Origin of the sequence: Consotaella aegiceratis (assembly GCF_036541425.1) — a bacterium.
Taxonomy (GTDB): Bacteria; Pseudomonadota; Alphaproteobacteria; order Rhizobiales; family Rhizobiaceae; genus Consotaella; species Consotaella aegiceratis.
The window spans coordinates 23,263-47,015 of record NZ_JAZHFT010000026.1; the positions used below are offsets into that span (position 1 = coordinate 23,263).

Sequence of the window (23,753 nt, forward strand, 5' to 3'; positions counted from 1 at the left end):
GCGTTTTTGCCACGCCTCTCGCTTGCGGGAAAGTCCCTAGTGTTCGAGCACGCTGAGCAATGCTTCTCGACTGGCCGGTCGGGTAATGATCCCAAAACGTGACAGATGCGGCAGCCCGATAAGCCGGAACAGCGGCCCTTCTCCATGGAAAAGTCTGATGGAACCCCAACCGCAGGGGCGGCTCTGCAACGTGTCGATGCCCCCTACTCGCTTGAATGCGGCTGTCGTGTCTCTGGACATTGTTACGACAAGTTTGGGGCGCGCTTGAGCGACGATATCGCGCCAAAGCCATTCGCCAAATGCGAGCGCACCCCGCATATCCTTAAAGCTTCTGGCATTGGGGCAGCGGAAGGGCACCAGATTTCCTGCCAATACGGCTTCCGGCGCCACATCGAGCCAGTCGAACAGCGCACGCACCTGCTTTTGCAATGGATGCGCTCCTGCGGGCCTGCCCGTCCAGCTTTCCGTTACATAGGCGCTACCACTCGTCATGCAGAGTTCCCCGTGATCGTTCGGCAGGAACCCGCCACCAGGTTGCAGGCCGAGGAAGGCCACATCGGCGTTCAACATCGTCTCCCACGGGGAGTAGAGCAACCGCCAGCCCAGCGTGTCTCCGCGCCGACGGTATTCCTTCTCAATGCAAGAGCGGATTTCTTCTTGGTTTAGCGCCATTACCGCCCCGGCCGTCCCGTCTTCTTCGGCCGGCCGCGACGTTTTTGCTCGCCTTCGTCCTCGTAGGAGCCGCGGCCGATGCGTTCGCGGCGGATCGGGCGGGGATCGTCGTCGGAGAGCGTCGCCCCCCCTCTGCCCTGCCGGGCATCTCCCCCACCTTGGGGGGAGATCGGCTGGGGCGAGGGCGCGCCCTTGGTGGATGGCGCCGGCTTCTGCGGCGGGGCCTTGCCCGCCGGCTGCTCGGTGCGGCGCACCGTCATCTCGTCCAGCGAGTTCTTGCGGAAATAGCTGCGGCTCGGCGCGTCGGGCCGGTCGGGCTTCGGCAGGTCGGTGCCGGGGCCCATGTCGTCCAGCGACGGCTTCTGGAAGTAGCTTTTTCCGGCGGCGTCGCTGCTCTCCGTCGCGCTGGATCCTCGCGACGAGCCCGAGGATGACGGCGAGGGCGCAGCCCCCCCTCTGCCCTGCCGGGCATCTCCCCCCCGTTGGGGGGAGATCGGGCCTTCATCGGCCTTGGTGTTGGCTGAGGGAGGGTTGGCGCCGGCGCCGCGCGGCTTGAGGGGTTCGCCGAGGGCCGAGAAGCGGGCGTTGCCGCCGTCGGTGGCACCCTTGCCGGCCTTGCCGCGCTTGCCGGCGCGGCCCTGGTTGGACGAGCCTCGGCGCATCGGGCCGGTGGAGCCGCCGTCGCCGGCGAACTCGGCGGCCAGCGCGTCCGGGCCGTATTCCAGCTCCTTGGCCTCCAGCCGGCGGATCTCGTCGCGCAGGCGCGCAGCAAGCTCGAAGTCGAGATCGGCGGCGGCGTCGCGCATCTGTTTTTCCAGGTGCTCGAGGTGGGCCTTGAGGTTGTTGCCGACCAGCGCGCCTTCCTTGTCGAGATGCTTCACGTCGACCTGGACATGATCCTTCTCGTAATAGGAGTCGAGAATGTCGGAGATGCGCGCCTTGACGCTTTCCGGCGTGATACCGTGCTCGACGTTGTAGGCCTCCTGCTTCTCGCGGCGGCGGTTGGTCTCGGCGATGGCGCGCTCCATCGAGCCGGTGACCCGGTCGGCATAGAGGATGACGCGGCCGTCGACATTGCGCGCGGCGCGCCCGATCGTCTGGATCAGCGACGTCTCCGAGCGCAAGAACCCTTCCTTGTCGGCGTCGAGGATCGAGACCAGCCCGCATTCGGGGATGTCGAGGCCCTCGCGCAAGAGGTTGATGCCGACCAGGCAGTCGAAGGCGCCGAGCCGCAGGTCGCGCATGATCTCGATGCGTTCCAGCGTGTCGATGTCGGAGTGCATGTAGCGCACGCGGATGCCCTGCTCGTGCAGGTATTCGGTGAGGTCCTCGGCCATGCGCTTGGTGAGCACGGTGGTCAGCACCCGGTAGCCCTTGTCGACGGTCTCGCGGATCTCGCCCAGCAGATCGTCGACCTGGGTCTTGGCCGGGCGGATCTCCACCGGCGGATCGGTGAGGCCGGTCGGGCGGATCACCTGCTCGGCGAAGACGCCGCCCGATTCCTCCAGCTCCCAGGCGCCCGGCGTCGCCGAGACCGCCACGGTGGGCGGGCGCATGGCGTTCCACTCTTCAAATCTGAGAGGTCTGTTATCCATGCATGAGGGCAGGCGGAAGCCGTATTCGGCGAGCGTCGCCTTGCGGCGGAAGTCGCCGCGATACATGCCGCCGATCTGCGGGATGGTGACGTGGCTTTCGTCGATGAACACTAGCGCGTTGTCGGGCAGGTATTCGAACAGCGTCGGCGGCGGCTCGCCCGGTTTGCGGCCGGTGAGATAGCGCGAATAGTTCTCGATGCCGGCGCAGGAGCCGGTCGCCTCGATCATCTCGATGTCGAAGCGGGTGCGTTGCTCCAGGCGCTGCGCTTCCAGAAGCCGGCCTGCCTTTTCAAGCTCTTGCAGGCGAATCCTTAACTCTTCCCTAATGCTTTTGACAGCTTGGTTTAAGGTCGGGCGCGGGGTGACGTAGTGGGAGTTGGCGTAGATCTTCACCGACTTCAGCGCGTCGGTCTTCTTGCCGGTCAGGGGATCGAACTCGGTGATTTCCTCGATCTCGTCGCCGAACAGCGAGATGCGCCAGGCGCGATCCTCCAGGTGGGCGGGAAAGATCTCGATCGTGTCGCCGCGCACCCGGAACGAGCCGCGCTGGAAATCGGCGTCGCGGCGCTTGTACTGCTGGGCGACGAGGTCGGCGAGGAGCTGGCGCTGGTCGAGCCGGTCGCCCACCGACATCTGGAAGGTCATCGCCGTATAGGTCTCGACCGAGCCGATACCGTAGATGCAGGACACCGAGGCGACGATGATGCAGTCGTCGCGCTCGAGCAAGGCGCGGGTGGCGGCGTGGCGCATCCGGTCGATCTGCTCGTTGATCGACGATTCCTTCTCGATGTAGGTATCGGAGCGAGGCACATAAGCCTCGGGCTGATAGTAGTCGTAGTAGGAGACGAAATACTCGACCGCGTTGTCCGGGAAGAAGTTCTTGAACTCCGAATAGAGCTGCGCGGCCAGCGTCTTGTTGGGGGCCAGGATCAGCGCCGGGCGCTGCGTCTCCTCGATGACCTTGGCCATGGTGAAGGTCTTGCCCGAGCCGGTGACGCCGAGCAGCACCTGGGTCTGGTCCTGGTCGGCAATGCCCGAGACGAGATCGCGGATCGCGGTCGGCTGGTCGCCACGCGGCTCGAACTCCGACTTGATCTGGATGCGGATGCCGCCTTCCGACTTTTCCGGCCGCTCCGGACGGTGCGGCACCCAGATCTCGCCGTTCTTGTGCAGCGGATTGCCGCTCTCGATCAGCTTCGACAGCGCCTCGACCGTGGCGGTGACGGCGCCCTCGGGCAGCGCCTTCGCCTCTTCCAGGCTGACGTCGAGACCAGCCACCGGGTTGAGGCCGGCGCGGGCGCGCTCCTTCGGGTCGGTGGCGGCGCCGATCGAGGTGCCGCGCGCCGTCTTGCCGGAGGGGTTCGTCCGGGCCTTCCTGGCGGGCTTCGGCGTCTTGGCGTCCGCCTTCGCCTCGGCGTCGTCCTCGGCGGCGCGCGCGATGGCGTCGGCCCAGCCGGAGACCGGACCGGACAGATCGGTGGGATCGCCCTCGAAATCGGCCTGCGGCGCCTCGCCGAAGCCGTCACGCGATTCGGAAGCGTCGTTGAAGGCGACGAGCGGGCCACGCCGCTTCAGCTTGCGGTCGGAATTCTTGTCGGAAGCCATGGGGGGAATATGGAGAACAAAACCGGATTCGAGAAGGCCCGGCGACGCGATCTGTGGATTCCGTCGCGCGACCCGGCCGCAGGCGAGACGATGGCCGGCGCGGCGGCTATCATCCCGGCCTCGGTCGGCGGTGCGGCGGCGGCCGGCCGAACCTTGGAATCATGCGGGAAGGGCAGGCGGTGCACGCGCGGGATCTGATGCTGTCGTTCAAGGGCCGGATCAACCGCAGGCGCTATTGGATCGCCATCCTCTGCGTCGTGGCGGCCGCCTTCGTCGTCGCCGTGATCGTCGCGCCGATGCCCAAGGCGATCGGCCAGGCGGTGGCGCTGATCGCGGCCGTCGCGCTCCTCTACCCGCTGACGGCGATCGCGGTGAAGCGCTTTCACGATCGCGGCAAGGCCGGATGGTGGGCGCTGATCGGCTTCGTGCCGGTGGTGGGCTCGCTGTGGCTGATCGTCGAAAACGGCTTCCTGGCCGGGACGAAGGGGCCGAACCGCTACGGCCCGGACCCGTTGCAGCGGTCGAGCCGGGTGCTGCGGCCGCGCCGCTGACGGATCAGCCCGAAGGCCGAGGCCCACGGATGCGGCGGCGGCCCGGCCGAGCCAAGAAAAATTCTGGAAACAATGGGTTAGGGGCGCCGGAGCGCCGTCGGCGGCAAAAAAATCGACCGGCGATTCACCCTTTGCTTACCAAACCTCGATAGCCTTTGTCTTGCCCGCTCGAGTTTCGCGGACAACGAAAGGCCGTCCCATGGTTTTGCGTCTCGTCGGATGGCGCTTCCCGGCGCTCGCCGCATTGTGCCTCGTTGCGGCGGGCGCTGTCGATGCTGCCGCTCAGACGCTGACGGCTCCGTCGCCGCCCGCCGATATTCCGCAATCCGCCCCGGCGCCTTGGGGAACGCCCGCTGCGCCCGCCACAACCGGCGGCGTCGCTGCCAGCGGCGCGGGACAGCCGAGCCTCGTATGGGGAGCGCCGGTCTACGACAGCTATCGTCCGTCAGCCCCGAGCCTCGAAGAGCGCGCCATGACCTCGGCGCAGCCGCTGCCTGCCGCGCCGACATACCAGGCTGCGCCGACCTACCAGGCACCCACGGCGCCGACGGTCGTCTATCAACCGGTCGAGCCGCAGCCATCCCAGCCGGTCGCGATCGAGCCGCAGCCCATGCCCGTCTATCAGGCGCCGACCCCCATGCCACCGGCCGTGGCCAGCAGGCCGGTGCCGCCGCCCGTCGCCGTCGCCACGGCGCCGGTCGCGCCGCAGCCTGTTGCCATACCGCCCGCCGCCATCCAGCAGCAGACGATGCTGCCGCCGATGGACGCGCCCGTCAGCGTCGACCAGCGCATGACCGGCTTCTCTCAGCCCGACCCATGGACCGGGTTGACCGCGGTGACGCCTGGAGCCGTGCCCGAACCGAGGCCGCAGCCCAAGACGACCACCCTGCCGAGCTACGCCTCGCTGGAGAAGCGGGCGCCGCCACGTTCCGCGGCGCCCTCCTTGCCGCGCGCGCCGCTGGAGGAGGAGACGCCGAGCGGCTATTCGCCGATGCCGCGCGCCGAAATCGTCTGCCGCCAGGCGCTGGCCAAGCTTGGTGTCAAGTTCGTCGACGCCAACTCGATCGGCGGCAGCAAGAGCTGCGGCATCCAGTATCCGGTGAAGATCAGCCAGATCCTGCCCGGCATCGCCATGAAGCCGGCCGCGACGCTGAACTGCCAGGCGGCGCTGCGCGTGGCGCAGTGGATGGACGAGGAGGTGGTGCCGGCCGCTCGCTGGAAGATGTGGGACAAGCCGGATGCGGTGATCAACCTGTCGTCCTACCGCTGCTCGCGCATTGCCGGCTCGCGCACCATCAGCGAACACGCCAGCGGCAATGCCCTCGACGTCGGCGGCTTCCAGTTCGGCAAAGAGATCGTGCACGTGGAGAAGAAGGGCTTCTTCGCGTTCCGCGAGCGGCCATTCCAGAAGGAGGTGCGGCAGTCGGCCTGCAAGTATTTCGGCACGGTGCTCGGCCCCGGCTACAACGAGGACCACGCCGACCATCTGCATCTCGACGCCAAGAACCGCCGCCGCGGGGTGTGCAAGTAGATCTCGGGGTAAACGGAGCGCGCGCTCGTCGTTGGAGTCCACCTCCCGATTTACAATCTTTAGTCGTGCCTGCAGAAAACTCGGAGAAGTCCGGCGGCGAGCCTCGCCGCCGGCGTGACTGCCCCAACGTTACATCTCGTCGTAACTCGGCAGCGGCTCGCCGCCGGCATCCTGGACCACCAGATCGAACAGGCGGCGCACGTCCTGCGGACGCTCGTCCGCCAGGTCCTTGGTCTGGTCGGGATCGGCGACGATGTCGTAGAGCTTGGCTTCGCTGCCGTCGTTCCTGGCGATCAGCGTGTACTGCTTGTCGGACGCCCAGACATAGTCGTTGAGGCCGGAGGTGAAATGCGGCCGGGGCGTTCCCTCCTTGCCGTCGAGATGCGGCGACAGATCGGCGCCCTGAAGCTCGGTCTTTGGCGCGATGCCGGCGAGCGACAACACCGTCGGCGCGATGTCGAAGGTCGAGGCGAAATAGTCGCTGGCGGTGTCGGCGCCGGTGCCGTTGGGATGGCGGATGAAGAACGGCGTATCGGTCATCTCGCCCCATAAGGCATAGGCCGGCTTGCCGACCGCATCGTGCTCGCCCAGCGCCATGCCGTGGTCGCTGGTCAGGATCACCAAGGTCGAATCGAGGAAGCCCTGCTCGTCGAGCTGCTCCATGAAGAAGCCGAGCCAATGATCCATCAGGGTCACTTCGGCGGCATAGAGCGCACGCATGCGCTGGAGCTGGCGCGGCGTCAGGTAGTCGCTGCTGCCGTAGCGGGGCGTCACCGGCTCCGGATCGGCATAGTCCGGGTCGTCGTAGAGATCGACATAGTAGCGAGGAGCGTCCCAGGGCTCGTGCGGGTCGAAGGAATCGACCGTGAGAAAGAAGGGCTTGTCGCGCGGATAGTTTTCCAGAACGCGGGCAGCCGCGCGGAAGACGCGTGCCGTGAAGTGATCCTCCTCGCTCTTCCGGTCGTTGGTGTTGGCGAGATATTGCCGAAGCTCGAGGGAAAGGGGCGTGTCGCCCAGCTTGGTGGTGATCTCTTCGCCGTTCTGGTCGCGGTAGAGGTAGCGGTCGAGATGATAGTCCGGGACGCTCCAGTAGGGCTGATAGGGATCGCCCTCCTGGCCCCGCATCCACTGCACGGTATTGAACCCGCGCGTAAAGTTCATGCCCGGCGTGAATTCGTGCGGAACGTCGGAGACCAGCATGGTCTGATAGCCGTTTTCGGCCATCTGCTCGGCGAGCGTCGGCTGGTCGTCGGGGATGTGCTGCCAGCCCCAGACCGTCGACCGGTTGCCGGCGCGGCGTGTCCAGTTGCGAAAGGGAAAGGTGCGCATGCCGCTGTGGATGGAGCGACGAGCCGGAATGGTCGGCATCGCTTCCGGCGTGGCGCGGGTGAACCGCAGGCTTTGCCGGCCCAGCTGATCGAGCGCCGTCGTGCGCATCCAGCGATTGCCGTAGATCCCCAGATGGTCCCGGCGAAGCGTGTCGATGACGATGACGACGACGTTGGGCCTGTCCGGCCGCGCCGCGCTGCGCGAGATGTTGATCCTTGGGCCGGCGGCCAGAGCAGGGGCGGCAAGCCCTGCGCCAACGCCGGCAGCGCCCGCCGTCATGATGAAATTGCGGCGCGAAATCGACAGTACCATCGGTAAACCTCACGATTGCCTTGGCCGTCGGGCCAGGGCAGGTGAAGCCGCGACACCGGCGGGCAGCTGTCGACGGTGCGATGGTAAGTCGGGCAGAATAAGGCCCTGATCAGGTGGTTTCGAAGCGATGGCATGGCCATCTCATGACCCGCCAACCGTGCCCGATAAAAGATGTCGGCCGGTCAGCCCGAGACGGTGCTGACCTCGCCGCACACCTCGGTCTTGCGCTGGAAGTGCAGATAGGTCGGATCGAATTCGGCCATGTCCTTCAGGCGCTGCCAATTGTGGACGACGAGCGTGCGGCGGCGGAAGTCGACCAGTTCGTCGCGGCTCATGTCCTGCAGGATCCGGTTGACGTGGACGTAGCTGAGGCCGAGCGCATCGGCCAGGTCCGCCTGGGTCACCGGCAGTGTGGCCTGTCCCTCGTCCACCAGGCCGACGATCGAGAGGCGCATCATGACTTCGCAGATCAGATGGGCCAGCCGGGCCGGCGCCGGGCGACGGCCTAGACCGGTCATCCATTCCAGGAACATCGAGCCGTCGATCAGCGTTTGGCGCCACAGCGCCGCAGCGAGCTTCGGCCGCTCCTCGGTCAGGCTGCGCAGGCTGCCATGCGAGATATAGGCCAGTCGCGAAGGGGCGAGCGTTCCCAGATTGTGGTCCATGACCCCAAGATGCAGGCTGAACAGATCCGGCAGGTCACCCGGCACATGGAACGCCACGATCTGGCGGCTGCCGTCGCTCAACACTTTGAAGCGGCACGCGAAGCCGCTGAGGATGAGGCAGCACCGCTGGGGACGATCGCCCTCGCGCACCACCTCGTATCCCTTGTCAACCTCATCCCCGCCCGTCATCAGCGACAGCAGAGCGGCCAGATCGCTCTCGGAGATATCCGTCGTGCTGCGCAGATGGCAGACGAGCGGATGGGTTATATCGAGGCTGGCGTTCATGGATGCCGCTTCTCCAGCTACGTGGTCGACGGGCGGACCGTCGACGGCCTTCTGTTATCGTTGGGACCCATTCGATCCAATACGCGGATTGAGAAACCCTTTCCCTAATCGAATCAACACATTTTGTGCAGCGGTCACTGCAACCTCAATCGTATGATCCACATTTTCAATCCATGCCGACACGCGACCTGACCCTCAAGCCCGTGAAAGTGGAAACCGGAAGCCCGGACGAGGACGGGCTCCTTGTTTTCGACGAGGGACGACTCGTGGCGGTTCTGGTTCGCCTGGACAGTGATGTTCACGAAGACAATCGCGGAAAGTGGTTTTTGGAGGCAGGCTTCAACGGCCTTGCATGGGACGGGCAAGTTTTCGACAGCCTTGGAGACGCCGGCGACTGGATCAGTGCCAAGCTCAAAGGAAGCGGTGACGGCATTCAACGATGACGTGCGTTTGATAATGTCCCTACGGGGCCAATCATGGCATGTCGCGGCCGGAACACGCAAGGAAGTGCGGTTGTAGCCGGCTACGCATCTTCGGTGGGCACGGCGACGGGGCGGCCCTGCGTATCGAGCGCCACGACGACGAAGCTGCCTTCCGTCACCTTCACCCGGTCCCGTGTCAGATGGCGTTGCGCCCAAGCCTCGACCAGCAAGGTGATCGAGGTGTGGCCGATCCTCTCGATCGTCGTGTAGACGCACAGCACGTCGCCGATCTTCACCGGCTTCTTGAAGGCCAGCGCATTGACGGCGACCGTCGTGACGCGGCCATGGGCGCGTTCCGATCCGCGGATCCACGCCGCCAGATCCATTTGGGACATCACCCAGCCGCCGAAGACGTCGCCCTCGGCATTGGCGTCGGCCGGCATGGCGGGCACGCGCATGGTGAGATCGCCACGGGGCCCGGTTGCGCTTTCGTCCATTCTCGATCGTTCCCACTATAAACTGCCGGCTCGCGGCTTCGCGTCTGCCTCAATCATGCGGGCCGCCGCCAGACCGGGCAAGCGCCAACCCGCCGCATCCGCGCTGCCGCTCGCCCCCTCAAGCCTTGCCCGGAGCCGTCCCGCTTTCGTCGGGAAGCGCCGGTTCCGGCTCCCTTCCGCGCAGGCGCATCGGCACGAGCTCGACGGCAAGCATGGCGGCGAAGATCAGCGCACAGCCGAGGAGCCCGATCGCGGCGATTCGCTCGCCCAGGACGGCGACGCCGAACAGGGCGGCAAACAGCGCCTCCGACGACAGGAAGATGGCGGCCTGCGGCGCCGTGGTGTGGCGCTGGCCGATCGCCTGCAGCGTGAAGGCGACGCCGGAGGAGAACACGCCGCCATAGACGATCTCCGGCCAGGCGGCGAACAGCGCGTCGAGGGAAACCGTCTCGAAGGCGAACATTCCGACGCAGGCGAGCACGCTGGTCAGGGCGAACTGGACGCAGGACAGGGTGAGAGGTCGTCCGCTGCGGCCGGCGAACAGACCCAGGAACAGGATCTGCAATGCCCAGAACACCGCGCACACGATCATCAGCAGGTCGCCCCGGCCGAGCGCCGCGACAGAACCGCCGCCGATCAGAACCGTTCCGGCAAAGGCGGTGAGCGCCGCCGGCCAGACCACCCAGTGCGGGCGCTGCCGTAAGAGGGCGAGCGCCAGGATCGGCGTGAAGACGACATAGAGACCGGTCAGGAAGCCGGCGTTGGTGACGCTGGTGGTGAGAATGGCGATTTGCTGGATGACCGAGGCCAGAAAAAGCATCAGGCCGACCAGAACAAAGCCGCGCCAATCCGCCGCATCGATCGGCTTGGATGCCGATTTCGCCTCGCGCCAGGCAAAAGGCAGAACGGTCAGCGCCGCCAAAAAGAAACGCGTGGCGACGAAGGTCCAGGGACCGACCGCGTCCATCGCCGTCGACTGGGCGACGAAGCCCATGCCCCAGATGGCGCCGGCAAGCAGCAGCAGAAGGTTGGCGGTCAGGCGGCTCACGCTCGAGGGCTCCTGTTGAAACTATGTGCGGCTAGCGGCGCACAAGCCGCCGCGCAAGGTGCGTCCATGAAAAATACCAGGCGCCCTGTGGCCGTCATTTGCCGACGCGCCCGCAAGCGGCCAGATGGAAGAGCGCGGAATAAAACCTTTTCCGCCAAGGCCTTGTGGCGGTCGAACGGGAACGGCGACACGCCGCGCCCCGTTGTGCGCAAGACATCGGCAAATCTCCGGCAGCGCCGGATCGCCGACCAAACAATAAAGGAGGAAACCATGAAGACGATTGCCATGGCCGCGCTGGCGGCCTGTTGCGCCACGACGGCGTTCGCGCAGGATCCGGCGTCGCCGGAAACCGTCTCCGTGGAGATGAAGATGCAGGACGGGACCGGCGTCGGGACCATCACCCTGATGCAGACGCCGAACGGCGTTCTCCTCAGCAACGACCTGTCGGGGCTGCCCGACGGGGAGCATGCCATCCATCTTCACGAAACGGGCGCCTGCGAGGGCGATTTTTCGTCGGCCGGCGGTCATTACAATCCGACCAGCATGGAACACGGCTACAAGAGCGAAGGCGGCGTCCATGCCGGCGACATGCCGAACTTCACCGCCGTGAACGGCATCGCCAAGTTCGATCATGTGGACCCGAACGTCTCGCTGGTCGACGGCGATGCGCCGCTGAACGATGCCGACGGCACTGCGATCATCATTCACGACGGGGCCGACGACTATGAATCCCAGCCGTCCGGCGACGCTGGTTCGCGGCTCGCCTGCGGCGTGGTCTACCCGGCGCAATAAGGCCTCCTGCGAACGCACCAGTTCGGGACACGCTGGCGGCTTCAGCTCGGCCGCCAGGTCATCGGCTGAAAGCCGGGCAGGGCCTCGATCGAGGAAAGCCAGGAGCGGATGCAGGGGAAGGGCCCCAGGTCGAACTCGCCTTCATCGGCGACGTGCGTGTAGGCGAACAAGCTGATATCGGCCAATGTCGGCGTAGCCGCCGCCAGGAAGGCCGTGCGCGAGAGCTGATCCTCCATCACCGCGAGAGCGGCGAGCCCGGCCGAGCGCAACGCCTCCAGTTTTTCGGGCGTCGCTTCGGCCATGCGCCGGGGATTGCGCAGAAGCGCGCGGCGCGCGGCCACGGCCGGCTCGTGACTATTCTGCTCAAAGAACATCCATTGCAGCATGCGCGCTCTGGAGAAGGCATCCTGCGGCGTAAACGCGGAGCCTGCGTCGAGATAGCACAGAATGGCGTTCGATTCGGCCAGGACGCGGCCGTCCTCCAGTTCGAGCAGCGGCACCCGGCCCGCCGGGTTCTTGGCCTGGAAGGCGGCGCTGCGGGTGCCGAGTTCGCCCGCTGCTGTCTCGATATGCTGGAACGGCTGGCCGAGCAGCGCCAGTAAAAGCCGCGGCTTGTAGCAATTGCCCGAGGTTTGTCTTCCATAGAGTTTGAACATGGGCCGCTACTCCTTCCCGCAAGAGCGGAGACTGTGCCCTGCTTCTCGCCGCCGGCAAAATTCCAATCTCTGCTGGATAGGATCAGAAAGTGTGATGGTTGCGGCGGCTCGCGCGCTTGCGCGAGCGCATCCATCGGACTAGTGTTCGCGCGCCTTTGCAGCCGTGCTGCCGGGGCTGAATTTTTCCGTCTTTTTTGGAGTTCTTTCCAATGGCATTCCTCGCCGACGTTTTCGATCGCGTTAAGCCTTCTGCGACCATGGCCGTCGCCCAGAAAACGCGCGAGCTGAAGGCGAAAGGCCGTGATGTCATCGGCCTCGGCGCCGGCGAGCCCGACTTCGACACGCCGGACAATATCAAGAGGGCGGCGGTCGATTCCATCAATCGCGGCGAGACGAAGTATCCGCCGGTGTCGGGCATCCCGCAGCTGCGCCAGGCGATCACCCTGAAGTTCAAGCGCGAGAACAATCTCGACTACAAGCCGGAGCAGACGATCGTCGGCACCGGCGGCAAGCAGATTCTGTTCAACGCCTTCATGGCGACTCTGAACCCGGGCGACGAGGTGATCATCACCGCGCCCTATTGGGTGAGCTATCCCGAGATGGTGGCGATCTGCGGCGGTACGCCGGTGGTCGTCGAAGCCGGCATCGAGACCAAATTCAAGCTGACGCCGGAGGCCCTGGAAAAGGCGATCACGCCGAAGACCAAGTGGTTTCTCTTCAACTCCCCGTCGAATCCTTCGGGCGCCGCCTATACGCATGCCGAGATCAAGGCGCTGACGGATGTCCTGATGCGCTATCCGCATGTCTGGGTGATGACCGACGACATCTACGAGCACCTGGTCTATGGCGACTTCACCTTCGCCACGCCGGCCGAGGTGGAGCCGGGGCTCTTCGATCGCACCCTGACGATCAACGGCGTTTCGAAAGCCTATGCCATGACCGGCTGGCGCATCGGCTATGCCGGCGGGCCGGTGCAGCTCATCAAGGCGATGGACACGATCCAGGGCCAGCAGACCTCGGGCGCCTGCACCATCGCGCAATGGGCGTCGGTGGAGGCGCTGACCGGGCCGCAGGACTTCATCGAGGAACGGCGCCTGGCCTTCCAGAAGCGCCGCGATCTGGTCGTCTCCATGTTGAACCAGGCCCGCGGCATCGAGTGCCCGTCACCGGAGGGCGCATTCTACGTCTATCCCTCCTGCCGCGAATTGATCGGCGCCAAGGCGCCGAGCGGCAAGGTCATCGAGACCGACGAGGATTTCGTCACCGAACTGCTGGAAGCCGAAGGGGTTGCCGTCGTGCACGGTTCGGCCTTCGGCCTCGGCCCGAACTTCCGGATCTCCTACGCGACTTCGGACGATCTCTTGGAGCAGGCCTGCGGCCGCATCCAGCGGTTCTGCAACAGCCTGGACAAGTAAACGCGGGCCCGACCTGAGCGTCGGATCGGCATTCGGGGAGGCGACGGGCATCGGCCGGTCGCCTCCTTTTTTGTCCCCGCGGCGGGCAGGAGGTCGACGTCGACGTTGATCGATCCGGCGGCGCTCGGCGCCCAATCGCGAAGGAACGGACGGGTAGCGCGTGACCGCCCCGGCGGAGCCTTCGCGGACGTCCAAGCGCGGTGAGATGGAGCCGGAAGCAGGCCGGTCGATGGATGAGGTCGAAGACCACTCCGGATTGCTGATCGCGACCAGCGCCGGCGCAAAAAAAAGCCAGGCTCGATGGCCTGGCCAATAAGGGAACTTTCCAAGAAAGCAAACCCTTGGGAGGAATCGTCGGGGAAGCGATGGGAGGAGGATTCGCCCGCACCCGACACGAAGAGAAATAATCCCGCCCCAAGTTGTGAGCTAGTAGTTTTTCTGCATGGCAGCCATGCATGGAGTGCATGCGAAGGTAAGTGTAGGATATTATGCTGCGGCAGCGAAGAATTTGTTGGAAAGTCCCTACGAAATCGGCGGTCTTGCGTCAAGAACAGCAGGGGTCTTGGGTTGTGGTACTTCGCTTTACACCGCGATGTCTCTGAAATTCAGTAAGACCAAGTGCGGGCCTTGGAAATCAGGAAATCGCGGAAAACCTTGAGCTTGGCCGCGTTGCGCAACTGCTCCGGGTAGCAGAAATACGTATCGAAGGTCGGAAGGTCGACGTCCGGCAGAACCTGGACGAGCTTGGACTGCTTGTCGATCATGTAGTCGGGCAAGAGCGCCAGGCCGATGCCGCTTTCGATCGCCGATTTGATCGACATCAGGTTGTTGATCTGCAGGATCGGATTGCGGGTCTGGCTCTCCGGCAGTCCGACGGTCTCCAGCGCATTGAGGTTGCGCAGATAGCTCGGCGTCGGCTCGCCGAAGGTGATGATGCGATGCTTTTCGAGGTCCTCGACCGACTGCGGCCGGCCGAACCGCGACAGGTATCCGGGCGCGGCATAGACGTGCATGTGCACCGTGAACAGCCGCCGCTGAATGAGGTCGGGCTGCTGAGGCGCACGCAGACGGATCGCGGCGTCCGCCTTGCGCATGGTCAGGTCGACTTCCTCGTTGTCGAACATCAGCTGCAACTGAAGCTCCGGGTAGAGCTCCAGAAATTCCTTGGCGCGCTCGGTCAGCCAGCCCGAGCCGAGACCGACGGTGGTGGCGATCCTGAGCTTGCCGGTCGGCTTCTCCCGCGTTTCGGAGAGCTGCATCTGCACCGTTTCGAGGCGCTTGATGACGTCATTGGTGGTCTGGAACAGCATTTCGCCCTGCTCGGACAGGACGAGACCGCGGGCATGGCGGTGAAACAGCGGGGCGCCGATCTCCTGTTCCAGGGCCGCGACCTGCCGGCTGATCGCCGACTGGCTGAGGTTGAGAGCGTCGGCGGCGTGCGTAAACGATCCGGCCTCGGCCGCCGCGTGAAAGATCCGCAGCTTGTCCCAGTCGAGAGCCATGTCCTGTTTCCCCCAGCGCTTGGCCCAGACCGTAAGACAAGGCGCCGTTCATGCTTTAACGTGATCGTTGTTCAATTTTGCGATGGCAATGTCAACGGATCATCGGCCTTTCGAACGATCATCTAAGGTCGCGATCAGCGCCGGCCAGCGGAATTATCATTCCGCCGCCTGCGCGACATCTCCAACCGACTGGCTCGCCAGCCACCGCTCCGCTTCCAAAGCCGCCATGCAGCCGAGGCCGGCCGCCGTCACCGCCTGGCGATAGACGTCGTCGGTGACGTCGCCCGCGGCGAAGACGCCGGGTACCGACGTGACCGTCGAGCCGGGCTCGACCCACAGATAGCCGGAGGGCTTCTGGCGAAGCTGCCCGGTGAACAGCTCGACCGCCGGTGCGTGACCGATGGCGATGAAGACGCCGTCGGCGGGCACGTCGCGCAACGCACCGCTTTCGCGGTCCCGCAGCCTGACGCCGGTGACCGACTTCATCGGCTTGTCGATGCCGAGGATCTCGTGGACTTCCTCGTTCCAGGCGAAGGAGACGTTGTCGCGGGCACGCAGGCGGTCCTGCATCACGCGCTCGGCGCGCAGCTCGTCGCGGCGATGCACCAGCGTCACCGACTTGGCGATATGCGACAGATAGAGCGCTTCCTCCACGGCCGTGTTGCCGCCGCCGACCACGACGACGTCCTTGCCGCGATAAAAGAAGCCGTCGCAGGTGGCGCAGGCCGATACGCCGAAGCCCTGAAACGCGATCTCGCTCGGCAGTCCCAGCCATTTGGCCTGGGCACCCGTCGCGATGATCAGCGCGTCGCAGGAATAGGTCGCCCCCGAATCGCCTTTCAGGCGGAAGGGCCGGGCCGACAGGTCGGCCTCGACGATCAGATCGCTGACCATCTCGGTGCCGACATGGATGGCCTGGGCCTTCATCTGTTCCATCAGCCACGGCCCCTGCACGGGATCGGCAAAGCCGGGATAGTTCTCCACGTCCGTGGTGATGGTGAGCTGGCCGCCTTCCTGCAGGCCGGCGACGAGCAACGGTTTCATCATCGCCCGCGCGGCATAGATCGCGGCGGTATAGCCCGCCGGGCCGGATCCGAGGATCAGAACATTGGCGTGGTGGTCGGTCATGGCTGAACTCTCATCTGGGTGCACCTGCCAGATGGCATCTCGGCAAAACGCTTGCAATAGCCCACAATGCCCTGTTCGAGGTGCGGGTGAAAGTGGCCTGCGCGGGGCATCAACAGGCGATTGCCCCGAAGCGGAGGAATCGTTAGAACACCGATCGAGAGTGGTGGATTCGAGGGCCGCCGCGGCAAGCGCGCGAGGGCCGCATTCTTAAGACCGTCTTTCACGTCGCTTCGATCTTCGGCATCGCCGTCGCCGGCGCGATGTTGATTCCTGCCCTGATCGATTTCGCCGACCAGAATACGGACTGGCACGTGTTCGTCGGATCGGGGTTTCTGATCGCTGCCATCTGCTCGCTGGTCGCCGTGTCGACGCGCACGCCGCGATCGTCGCAGTTCAGCCCGAGGCTCGGCTTTCTGCTGGTGACGACGGTGTGGGTCCTGACCTCGGCCGTCGGCGCGCTGCCGCTTTATTTTTCCTCGGCGAAACTGACCTATGCCGGCGCCTTCTTCGAGGTCATGTCGGGCCTGACGACCACCGGCTCGACGGTGATCTCCGGCCTCGACGCGCTGCCGCGCGGCCTGTTGATGTGGCGCTCGCTGCTCCAGTGGATGGGCGGCATCGGCATTATCGGCATGGTGATCCTGATCCTGCCGTCGCTCAGGGCAGGCGGCCTGTCCCTGTTCCACATGGAAAGCTCGGACCGCTCCGACAAAGTGCTGCCCCGTGTGCATCAGCTGGCGGCCGGCCTGGTCTCGGCCTATCTCGGCCTGACCTTTCTGTGCGCGGTGACCTATTTCCTTCTGGGAATGTCGGCCTTCGACGCCGTCAACCACGCCATGACCACGCTGGCGACGGGCGGCTATTCCACGCACGACGCCTCGCTCGGCTATTTCGAGAGCAATTCGATCCTCGTCGCCTCCACCATCTTCATGGTACTGGCGGCGCTGCCCTTCGTCGTCTACATCCGCGCCTTTCTGCCACGCCGCTTCCAGCGCTGGAACGACCCGCAGATCATCGTCTTCCTGGTGACCTGCTGCGTCCTCAGCTTTGCGATCGCGGTGACGCGCCGCGTGGTCAACGACACGCCCTTCGGCGAGGCGCTGATCAGCTCCACCTTCCACCTCGTCTCGGTGATCACCACCACGGGCTACGCGTCGGAGGACTACACGCTGTGGTCCAACGCGGCGATCGGCATCTTCTTCCTGGCGATGTTTCTGGGCGGCTGCGCCGGCTCGACGGCCGGCGGGATCAAGGCCAACCGGCTGGTCATCCTGTTCCTGCTGGTGCGCGCCAACTTCCGTCGGCTGGTGCGGCCGCACGCGGTGCAGCGCCTGAAATACGGCAAGCAGGAGGTGTCGGCCGAGGTCATCCAGACCGTCACGATCTTCTTCTTCCTGTTCTTCGGCGCGCTTCTGACCGGCACCGTCGCACTGATGATCCTCGGCCTCGACATCATCACCGCCTTTTCCGGCTCGCTGACGGCGCTCTCCAATGTCGGCCCGGGCTTCGGCCAGATCATCGGGCCGGCCGGCAATTTCTCCAGTCTGTCCGATCCGGTGCTGTGGGTGCTGTCCCTGAACATGCTGCTCGGCCGTCTCGAACTCGTGACGGTGCTGATCCTCTTCTTCCCCTCGGTATGGGTGGACTGACGACGGAGGCTTGGATGCAGGCCGTCTATATCAACCTCGACCGCGCTGGCGAGCGCCGCGCCTTCATGGAAGCACAGGGGCGACGCCTCGGGCTCGACCTGGAACGACATCGCGCCACCGAGGCGGCGGATATCCCCGAAGACGAGTTCCAACGCCTGTCGCGGCTCTGGGAACGTCCGCTGACCCGCAACGAACTGGCCGCCTTCCTGTCGCACCGGGCGGTGTGGCGGCGGGCGGCGGGCAGCGCCGAAGGGCTCGTCGTCCTGGAGGACGATGCCGTGCTCTCCGCGCGCTTCGGTGCGATCATCGAGCGTTTGCCGTCCGACGGCTTCGATCTCGTCAATCTGGAGAATTTCGAGCGCCGCAAATTCTTCCGGCGCGCTCCGGCGCTTGTCGAAGCCGACTTTCGGCTGACCGAAGTGGTGCGCGACAAGGCCGGTGCGGCGGCCTACCATCTGAGCCGCCGCGGCGCCGAGCGGCTGCTGGCGCTCGCCGAAGCCCGAACCGCGCCGGCCGACGCCTTTCTCTTCGCCGTCGCTCGCTTGCGGCTGGCGCAGGCCGAGCCGGCACCGGCGATGCAGGCGCATCTTCTGGCGCAGCGCGGCGTCGAGCCGGGGATCGCCACCCAGACGCAGATCCACCAGCCACGCCAACGCCTGTCCCTTACGCCAGCCACGTTGCCGTACCATTGGCGGCGGCTTCGCACGCAGATCGATCTCGTGCCGGCGCAGGTGCGCCGCCTCGTCGATCTCGACTTCCGGGCGCCGGAGGTGGACCTGGAGGATTTTCGCCGCGTGCTGCCGATGAGGCTGTGATGCCGGAGCCGGCCGAACGGTCGGATCAGGACTGCCAGAGCCGCTCGTAGACGGCGCGGATCTCGTCGGCCTCGCGCTGCAGCGGGAAGCGTTCGCGGACATGGGCGAGGCCCGCCTGGGCTGCGGCTTCGCGTTTGGCGTCGTCGGCGAGAAACGGCTCGATCGCTTCGATCAGCGCGGGCGCATCGTCGATCGGCACGACGCGGCCGGTGACGCCATCCACCACCAGTTCGGAAAAGGCGCCGGCATCGGTGGCGATCACCGGCGTGGCCGAGGCCATCGCCTCCAAAGGCGTCAGGCCGAAGCCTTCGTTGCGCGGCGGCGCGACATAGAGATCGAAGCGCCGGAACCACGCCGCGATGTCGTCCACCTCACCGAGAAAAAGGATGCGTTCGCTCAGGCCGGCGTTCGCGATCCGCTCGCGCAGTTCTCGTTCGAAGCCGGCATGCTCGGCCGTCGTGCGGCCGGTGATCACGGCGGTCCAGTTGGGATGACGGGGCAGCAGGGCGATCATCGCGGCGACGAAGAGATCGGTTCCCTTCTGGTGCCGGATGCGGCCCGAGCAGCCGACGATGCGGCGGCCGGCGAATCGTTCCGATTCCCGCGGGGAGGGGCCTAACGGCGAAAAGCGAGCGAGGTCGATGCCATGCATGACCACCGTCGCGGGCACCTCGAGAAAGGCGGCGCTCTTGGTGCTGGTGGCGATCACCGCGTCCATGCGGGACACGAGGAAGCGCGTCCAACGCGTGTGGCGGCGTTGCGCGGCGGAGGTGAAGAGCAGGGCCAGCGGCATCCGGCAGATGTCGCGCAACAGCAGGCCCGGCAGCATCTCGACATTGCGGCGGGCATGCCAGATGCGGCGGCGCCGCCCGGCCGGACGACGCCACAATCCGGGTAGCTGCCACCAGTGGATCCGCGGCAGGCCACCGGGCAGGCCGGGACCCAGCACGGCGATCCCCAGCGATTTCGCCTGATGCGGGATGAGTTGGATCAGCGTCGAGGTGACGCCCGACAGACGGCGCTTGAAGTTGGGAGCGACGACCTCGACGTCCCGGAGCCTCATGACGACGGCCGGCCGCGATCAGCCCCAGCTGACGGTGAGGATCTCATAGGAACGCGCGCCGCCAGGCGCCGACACCTCGACGGTGTCGCCTTCGCTCTTGCCGATCAGCGCGCGCGCGATCGGCGAGGAGATCGAGATGCGGCCCGACTTCACGTCCGCCTCCTGGTCGCCGACGATCTGGTAGACCTTCTCTTCCTCGGTGTCCTCGTCGACGAGCTTCACCGTGGCGCCGAACTTGACCTTGTCGCCGGACAGCTTGGAGACGTCGATCACCTCCGCGCGGGCGGTCAGATCTTCCAATTCGGCGATCCGGCCCTCGTTGAGGCTCTGGGACTCTTTGGCGGCGTGATACTCGGCATTCTCGGAAAGGTCGCCGTGCGACCGCGCCTCGGAGATCGCCGCGATGATGCGCGGACGCTCCTCCTGCTGGCGTCGGCGCAGTTCTTCCTTGAGCGTCTCGAAGCCGCCCATCGTCATGGGAACCTTTTCCATGCCTCCATCCTTTCCAGACCACCGGCATCTTTGGCCGGAAATCCGTTCACGCGTTCGTCCCGTCCGCCAAGCGGGAACTGAAGACAAACCGGCTCCGGACCGCCAACGCAGCCGGAACCAGCCTACCGAGTATACAAAAACACGGCGGCGACCGACGAAGCGACCGCCACCGATGTGATCAGGCGCTCAAGAAATAGGATTGTAGCGAGTTCACTTCAAGGCTGCCGGCCTTGAGGGCCTCGATCGCCTGCACTGCGGCCTCCATGCCGGCCAGCGTGGTGTAGTAGGGTACCTTGTGGATCAAGGCCGCGCGCCGCAGCGAGCGCGAATCGGAAACCGTCTTGGCGCCGCCCGTCGTGTTGAAGACGAGCTGGACCTGGCGGTTGCGGATCGCGTCCTCGATATGCGGTCGCCCTTCCAGCACCTTGTTGATCTTCGTCGCCGGAATGTCGTTTTCGGCGAGGAAGCGCTGGGTGCCGCCGGTGGCCAGGATCTTGAAGCCGAGATCGTGCAGCCGCCGCATGGCGCTCAGGATGCGCGCCTTGTCCTCGTCGCGCACCGAGATGAAGACGGCGCCCTCGCGCGGCAGTTCGGTGCCCGAGCCGAGCTGCGACTTGGCGAAGGCCAGCGCATAGTCGCGGTCGAGGCCCATGACCTCGCCGGTGGAGCGCATCTCCGGCCCAAGCAGCGTGTCGACACCGGGGAAGCGCGCGAAGGGAAACACCGCTTCCTTGACGGCGATGTGGTCGAGGGCCTTCGGGTCTGGCTTGCCACCATAGGCTGCAAACGCTGTCTCCAGGGCCTCGCCCGCCATGATTCGCGCCGCCACCTTGGCGATCGGAGCGCCGATGGTCTTGGCGACGAAGGGCACGGTGCGCGAGGCACGCGGATTGACCTCCAGCACGTAGACCTTGTTGTCCTTGATGGCGTACTGGACGTTCATCAGGCCGCCGACGTGGAGCGCGCGGGCGAGTTTGCGCGTCTGATCCTCCATCTCGGCGACGATCTCGTCCGACAGCGAGTGGACGGGCAGCGAACAGGCCGAATCACCCGAATGGATGCCGGCCTCCTCGATGTGCTCCATGATGCCCGCGACATGCACCGCCTGGCCGTCCGACAGGCAGTCGACGTCGACCTCGATGGCGTTCGCCAGATAGCCGTCGAAGAGCAGCGGGTTCTTGCCGAGCAGGGTGTTGATCTGGCCGGTCTTGTCGTTGGGATAGCGCGCCTTGATCTCCTCCGGCACCAGTTCCGGCACGGTGCCGAGCAGATAGTTCGACAACGAGGCTTCGTCGCGGATGATCTGCATGGCGCGGCCGCCCAGCACGTAGGACGGGCGCACGACCAGCGGAAAGCCGAGCTCGCCGGCGACGAGCCGGGCCTGCTCGACCGAATAGGCGATGCCGTTCTTCGGCTGCAACAGGTCGAGCTTGTTCAAGAGCTTCTGGAAACGGTCGCGATCCTCCGCCAGGTCGATCATGTCGGGCGAGGTGCCGAGGATCGGAATGCCGGCGCGCTCCAGCCCCTCGGCGAGCTTCAGCGGCGTCTGGCCGCCGAACTGGACGATGACGCCGGAAAGCGTGCCGCGCTGCTGCTCGGCATGCAGGATCTCCAGCACGTCCTCGACCGTCAGCGGCTCGAAATAGAGGCGGTCGGAGGTGTCGTAGTCGGTCGACACGGTCTCCGGGTTGCAGTTGATCATGATCGCCTCGTAGCCCGCGTCTTTCAGCGCGAAGGCGGCGTGGCAGCAGCAATAGTCGAACTCGATGCCCTGGCCGATCCGGTTCGGACCGCCGCCCAGGATGACCACCTTCTTCCGGTCGCTGACCTCGGCCTCGCTGCGCTGGGCGCCGGCGAAGGGGCGTTCGTAGGTCGAATACATATAAGGCGTCGGCGAGGCGAACTCGGCCGCGCAGGTGTCGATGCGCTTGAACACCGGCCGCACGTCGAGCCGCTCGCGCAGACGCCGGACGTCCGCGGTCTCGCAGCCGGCGAGCCGCGCCAGCCGAGCGTCGGAAAAGCCGGTCGATTTCAAGAAGCGCAGATTGTCCGGATCCTGCGGCAGGCCGTGCTCGCGCACGCGGGCCTCCAGGTCGATGATCGCCTTGATGCGGGCGATGAACCACGGGTCGATCTTGCAGGCCTGGTGCACCAGTTCCGGGCTCGCGCCGATGCGCAACGCCTGGGCCACCATGCGCAGGCGATCCGGCGTCGGCGTTCCCAACGCGGCGCGGATGGCGTTCTTGTCCTCACCCTCGTCGAGGCCGGGAATCTCGATCTCGTCGAGACCGTCGAGGCCGGTTTCCAGCCCGCGCAGGGCCTTTTGCAGCGATTCCTCGAAGGTGCGGCCGATCGCCATGACCTCGCCCACCGATTTCATCGAGGTCGTCAGCACCGGTTCGGCGCCGGGGAACTTCTCGAAGGCGAAGCGCGGGATCTTGGTGACGACGTAGTCGATGGACGGCTCGAAGGAGGCCGGCGTGGCGCCGCCGGTGATGTCGTTTTCCAGTTCGTCCAGGGTGTAGCCGACGGCGAGCTTGGCCGCGACCTTGGCGATCGGAAAGCCGGTGGCCTTGGAGGCGAGCGCCGAGGAGCGCGACACGCGCGGGTTCATCTCGATGACGACGAGGCGGCCGTCGTCCGGATTGACGGCGAACTGCACATTGGAGCCGCCGGTCTCCACCCCGATCTCGCGCAACACCGCGATCGAGGCGTTGCGCATCACCTGATATTCCTTGTCGGTGAGGGTGAGGGCAGGGGCCACGGTGATCGAATCGCCGGTGTGGACGCCCATCGGATCCACATTCTCGATCGAGCAGACGATGATGCAGTTGTCCGCGTTGTCGCGGACCACCTCCATCTCGTACTCCTTCCAGCCAAGCACGCTTTCCTCGACCAGCACTTCCGTCGTCGGCGACGCGTCGAGGCCGCGCTCGACGATCTCGAAGAACTCGCTACGGTTGTAGGCGATGCCGCCGCCCGTGCCGCCGAGCGTGAAGGAGGGCCGAATGATTGCCGGCAGGCCGATCGTGTCGAGCGCGGTCGCGGCGAGCGCCATAGCGTGCGACATGTAGCGCTGCTTGCGGTCGCTCTCTCCGAGATTCCACTCGTTCTCCAGCGTATCGAGAGCGGCGTCGAGATCGCCTCCGGAAAGCCGCGACTTTAATTCGGCCCGCTTGGCCTCGTGCGCTTTGCGGTCGGTGTCCTTGATGTCGGTGGCGTTGGCCAGTAGCGAACGCGGCGTCTCGAGGCCGATCTTCGCCATTGCCTCGCGAAACAGCGCCCGGTCCTCGGCCTTGTCGATGGCCTCGGCATTGGCGCCGATCATCTCGACGCCGTAGCGTTCGAGAACGCCCATGCGGCGCAGCGACAGCGCCGTGTTGAGCGCGGTCTGGCCGCCCATCGTCGGCAGGATCGCATCCGGCCGCTCCTTGGCGATGATCTTGGCGACGACCTCGGGGGTGATCGGCTCGATGTAGGTCACGTGCGCCAGATCCGGATCGGTCATGATCGTCGCCGGATTGGAGTTGACCAGGATGATTCGGAAGCCCTCGGCCTTCAACGCCTTGCAGGCCTGCGTGCCGGAATAGTCGAACTCGCAGGCCTGGCCGATGATGATCGGCCCCGCGCCGATGATGAGGATGGATTTGAGGTCTTGGCGCTTCGGCATGGCGGTCCGTTGTTGTTCATACGTGCGTGAACCAGCCGGACGCTTGGTCGCTTGAGCGT

19 protein-coding genes are annotated in these 23,753 nt (G+C 65.6%); 7 read left to right on the top strand and 12 right to left on the bottom strand.

What is annotated here, in order from left to right; translation table 11 throughout:
* Nucleotides 1-36: 36 nt before the first annotated feature.
* The gene (locus SMD10_RS16705; RefSeq protein WP_331686867.1) at nucleotides 37-672 is read right to left on the bottom strand and encodes a hypothetical protein; all 636 of its coding nucleotides are present in this window, start codon (nucleotides 670-672) and stop codon (nucleotides 37-39) included.
* Complete coding sequence (uvrB, locus tag SMD10_RS16710; protein WP_331686868.1) at nucleotides 672-3,872, bottom strand: excinuclease ABC subunit UvrB; 3,201 nt, start codon at nucleotides 3,870-3,872, stop codon at nucleotides 672-674. The genes SMD10_RS16705 and uvrB overlap by 1 nt, the downstream gene beginning before the upstream one ends.
* Nucleotides 3,873-4,033: 161 nt before the next feature.
* Here uvrB and SMD10_RS16715 point away from each other — a divergent pair, with 161 nt between their 5' ends.
* The gene (locus SMD10_RS16715) at nucleotides 4,034-4,423 is read left to right on the top strand and encodes a DUF805 domain-containing protein (RefSeq protein WP_331686869.1); all 390 of its coding nucleotides are present in this window, start codon (nucleotides 4,034-4,036) and stop codon (nucleotides 4,421-4,423) included.
* A 199-nt stretch (nucleotides 4,424-4,622) separates the two neighbouring features.
* Nucleotides 4,623-5,954: an extensin-like domain-containing protein gene (locus SMD10_RS16720; protein ID WP_331686870.1), complete on the top strand. Its 1,332-nt coding sequence runs from the start codon at nucleotides 4,623-4,625 to the stop codon at nucleotides 5,952-5,954.
* A 129-nt stretch (nucleotides 5,955-6,083) separates the two neighbouring features.
* On the opposite strand, the gene SMD10_RS16725 is transcribed toward SMD10_RS16720, so the two are convergent.
* Both SMD10_RS16725 and SMD10_RS16730 read right to left on the bottom strand, forming a co-directional pair.
* Nucleotides 6,084-7,595, bottom strand: coding sequence for a sulfatase (locus tag SMD10_RS16725; RefSeq protein WP_331686871.1), 1,512 nt, complete (start codon nucleotides 7,593-7,595; stop codon nucleotides 6,084-6,086).
* A gap of 182 nt (nucleotides 7,596-7,777) precedes the next feature.
* Complete coding sequence (locus SMD10_RS16730; RefSeq protein ID WP_331686872.1) at nucleotides 7,778-8,545, bottom strand: Crp/Fnr family transcriptional regulator; 768 nt, start codon at nucleotides 8,543-8,545, stop codon at nucleotides 7,778-7,780.
* Between the two features lie 173 nt (nucleotides 8,546-8,718).
* Between SMD10_RS16730 and SMD10_RS16735 the strand changes: the two genes are divergently transcribed.
* On the top strand, nucleotides 8,719-8,988 hold the full coding sequence (locus tag SMD10_RS16735; protein WP_331686873.1) for a hypothetical protein: 270 nt from the start codon (nucleotides 8,719-8,721) through the stop codon (nucleotides 8,986-8,988).
* An 80-nt stretch (nucleotides 8,989-9,068) separates the two neighbouring features.
* On the opposite strand, the gene SMD10_RS16740 is transcribed toward SMD10_RS16735, so the two are convergent.
* Complete coding sequence (locus tag SMD10_RS16740; protein WP_331686874.1) at nucleotides 9,069-9,464, bottom strand: acyl-CoA thioesterase; 396 nt, start codon at nucleotides 9,462-9,464, stop codon at nucleotides 9,069-9,071.
* Between the two features lie 118 nt (nucleotides 9,465-9,582).
* The gene (locus SMD10_RS16745; RefSeq protein WP_331686875.1) at nucleotides 9,583-10,512 is read right to left on the bottom strand and encodes a DMT family transporter; all 930 of its coding nucleotides are present in this window, start codon (nucleotides 10,510-10,512) and stop codon (nucleotides 9,583-9,585) included.
* Between the two features lie 270 nt (nucleotides 10,513-10,782).
* Between SMD10_RS16745 and SMD10_RS16750 the strand changes: the two genes are divergently transcribed.
* On the top strand, nucleotides 10,783-11,304 hold the full coding sequence (locus SMD10_RS16750) for a superoxide dismutase family protein (protein WP_331686876.1): 522 nt from the start codon (nucleotides 10,783-10,785) through the stop codon (nucleotides 11,302-11,304).
* A 41-nt stretch (nucleotides 11,305-11,345) separates the two neighbouring features.
* Here the strand turns inward: SMD10_RS16750 and SMD10_RS16755 are convergent, their stop codons facing one another.
* On the bottom strand, nucleotides 11,346-11,960 hold the full coding sequence (locus SMD10_RS16755; RefSeq protein ID WP_331686877.1) for a glutathione S-transferase family protein: 615 nt from the start codon (nucleotides 11,958-11,960) through the stop codon (nucleotides 11,346-11,348).
* Nucleotides 11,961-12,169: 209 nt separating this feature from the next.
* Between SMD10_RS16755 and SMD10_RS16760 the strand changes: the two genes are divergently transcribed.
* Nucleotides 12,170-13,375, top strand: coding sequence for a pyridoxal phosphate-dependent aminotransferase (locus tag SMD10_RS16760; RefSeq protein WP_331686878.1), 1,206 nt, complete (start codon nucleotides 12,170-12,172; stop codon nucleotides 13,373-13,375).
* A 605-nt stretch (nucleotides 13,376-13,980) separates the two neighbouring features.
* Here the strand turns inward: SMD10_RS16760 and SMD10_RS16765 are convergent.
* Together SMD10_RS16765 and trxB are read right to left on the bottom strand one after the other, a co-directional pair.
* Complete coding sequence (locus SMD10_RS16765) at nucleotides 13,981-14,877, bottom strand: LysR family transcriptional regulator (protein ID WP_331686879.1); 897 nt, start codon at nucleotides 14,875-14,877, stop codon at nucleotides 13,981-13,983.
* Nucleotides 14,878-15,033: 156 nt separating this feature from the next.
* A complete protein-coding gene (trxB, locus tag SMD10_RS16770; protein ID WP_331686880.1) occupies nucleotides 15,034-16,005 on the bottom strand; it encodes a thioredoxin-disulfide reductase in 972 nt (323 codons plus the stop codon).
* 260 nt (nucleotides 16,006-16,265) lie between these two features.
* Between trxB and SMD10_RS16775 the strand changes: the two genes are divergently transcribed.
* Nucleotides 16,266-17,654: a TrkH family potassium uptake protein gene (locus SMD10_RS16775; RefSeq protein WP_331686882.1), complete on the top strand. Its 1,389-nt coding sequence runs from the start codon at nucleotides 16,266-16,268 to the stop codon at nucleotides 17,652-17,654.
* A gap of 14 nt (nucleotides 17,655-17,668) precedes the next feature.
* Nucleotides 17,669-18,469 carry a glycosyltransferase family 25 protein gene (locus SMD10_RS16780; RefSeq protein WP_331686883.1) on the top strand — a complete coding sequence of 267 codons (801 nt, stop codon included), beginning with the start codon at nucleotides 17,669-17,671 and terminating at the stop codon, nucleotides 18,467-18,469.
* 25 nt (nucleotides 18,470-18,494) lie between these two features.
* On the opposite strand, the gene SMD10_RS16785 is transcribed toward SMD10_RS16780, so the two are convergent.
* From SMD10_RS16785 to carB, 3 genes are all read right to left on the bottom strand, one after another.
* Nucleotides 18,495-19,532 carry a glycosyltransferase family 4 protein gene (locus tag SMD10_RS16785; RefSeq protein WP_331686884.1) on the bottom strand — a complete coding sequence of 346 codons (1,038 nt, stop codon included), beginning with the start codon at nucleotides 19,530-19,532 and terminating at the stop codon, nucleotides 18,495-18,497.
* 18 nt (nucleotides 19,533-19,550) lie between these two features.
* Complete coding sequence (greA, locus tag SMD10_RS16790; protein WP_331686885.1) at nucleotides 19,551-20,024, bottom strand: transcription elongation factor GreA; 474 nt, start codon at nucleotides 20,022-20,024, stop codon at nucleotides 19,551-19,553.
* 178 nt (nucleotides 20,025-20,202) lie between these two features.
* Nucleotides 20,203-23,694 (bottom strand): carbamoyl-phosphate synthase large subunit, encoded by a 3,492-nt coding sequence (gene carB, locus SMD10_RS16795; protein WP_331686886.1) that lies wholly within the window; start codon nucleotides 23,692-23,694, stop codon nucleotides 20,203-20,205.
* Nucleotides 23,695-23,753 lie beyond the last annotated feature (59 nt).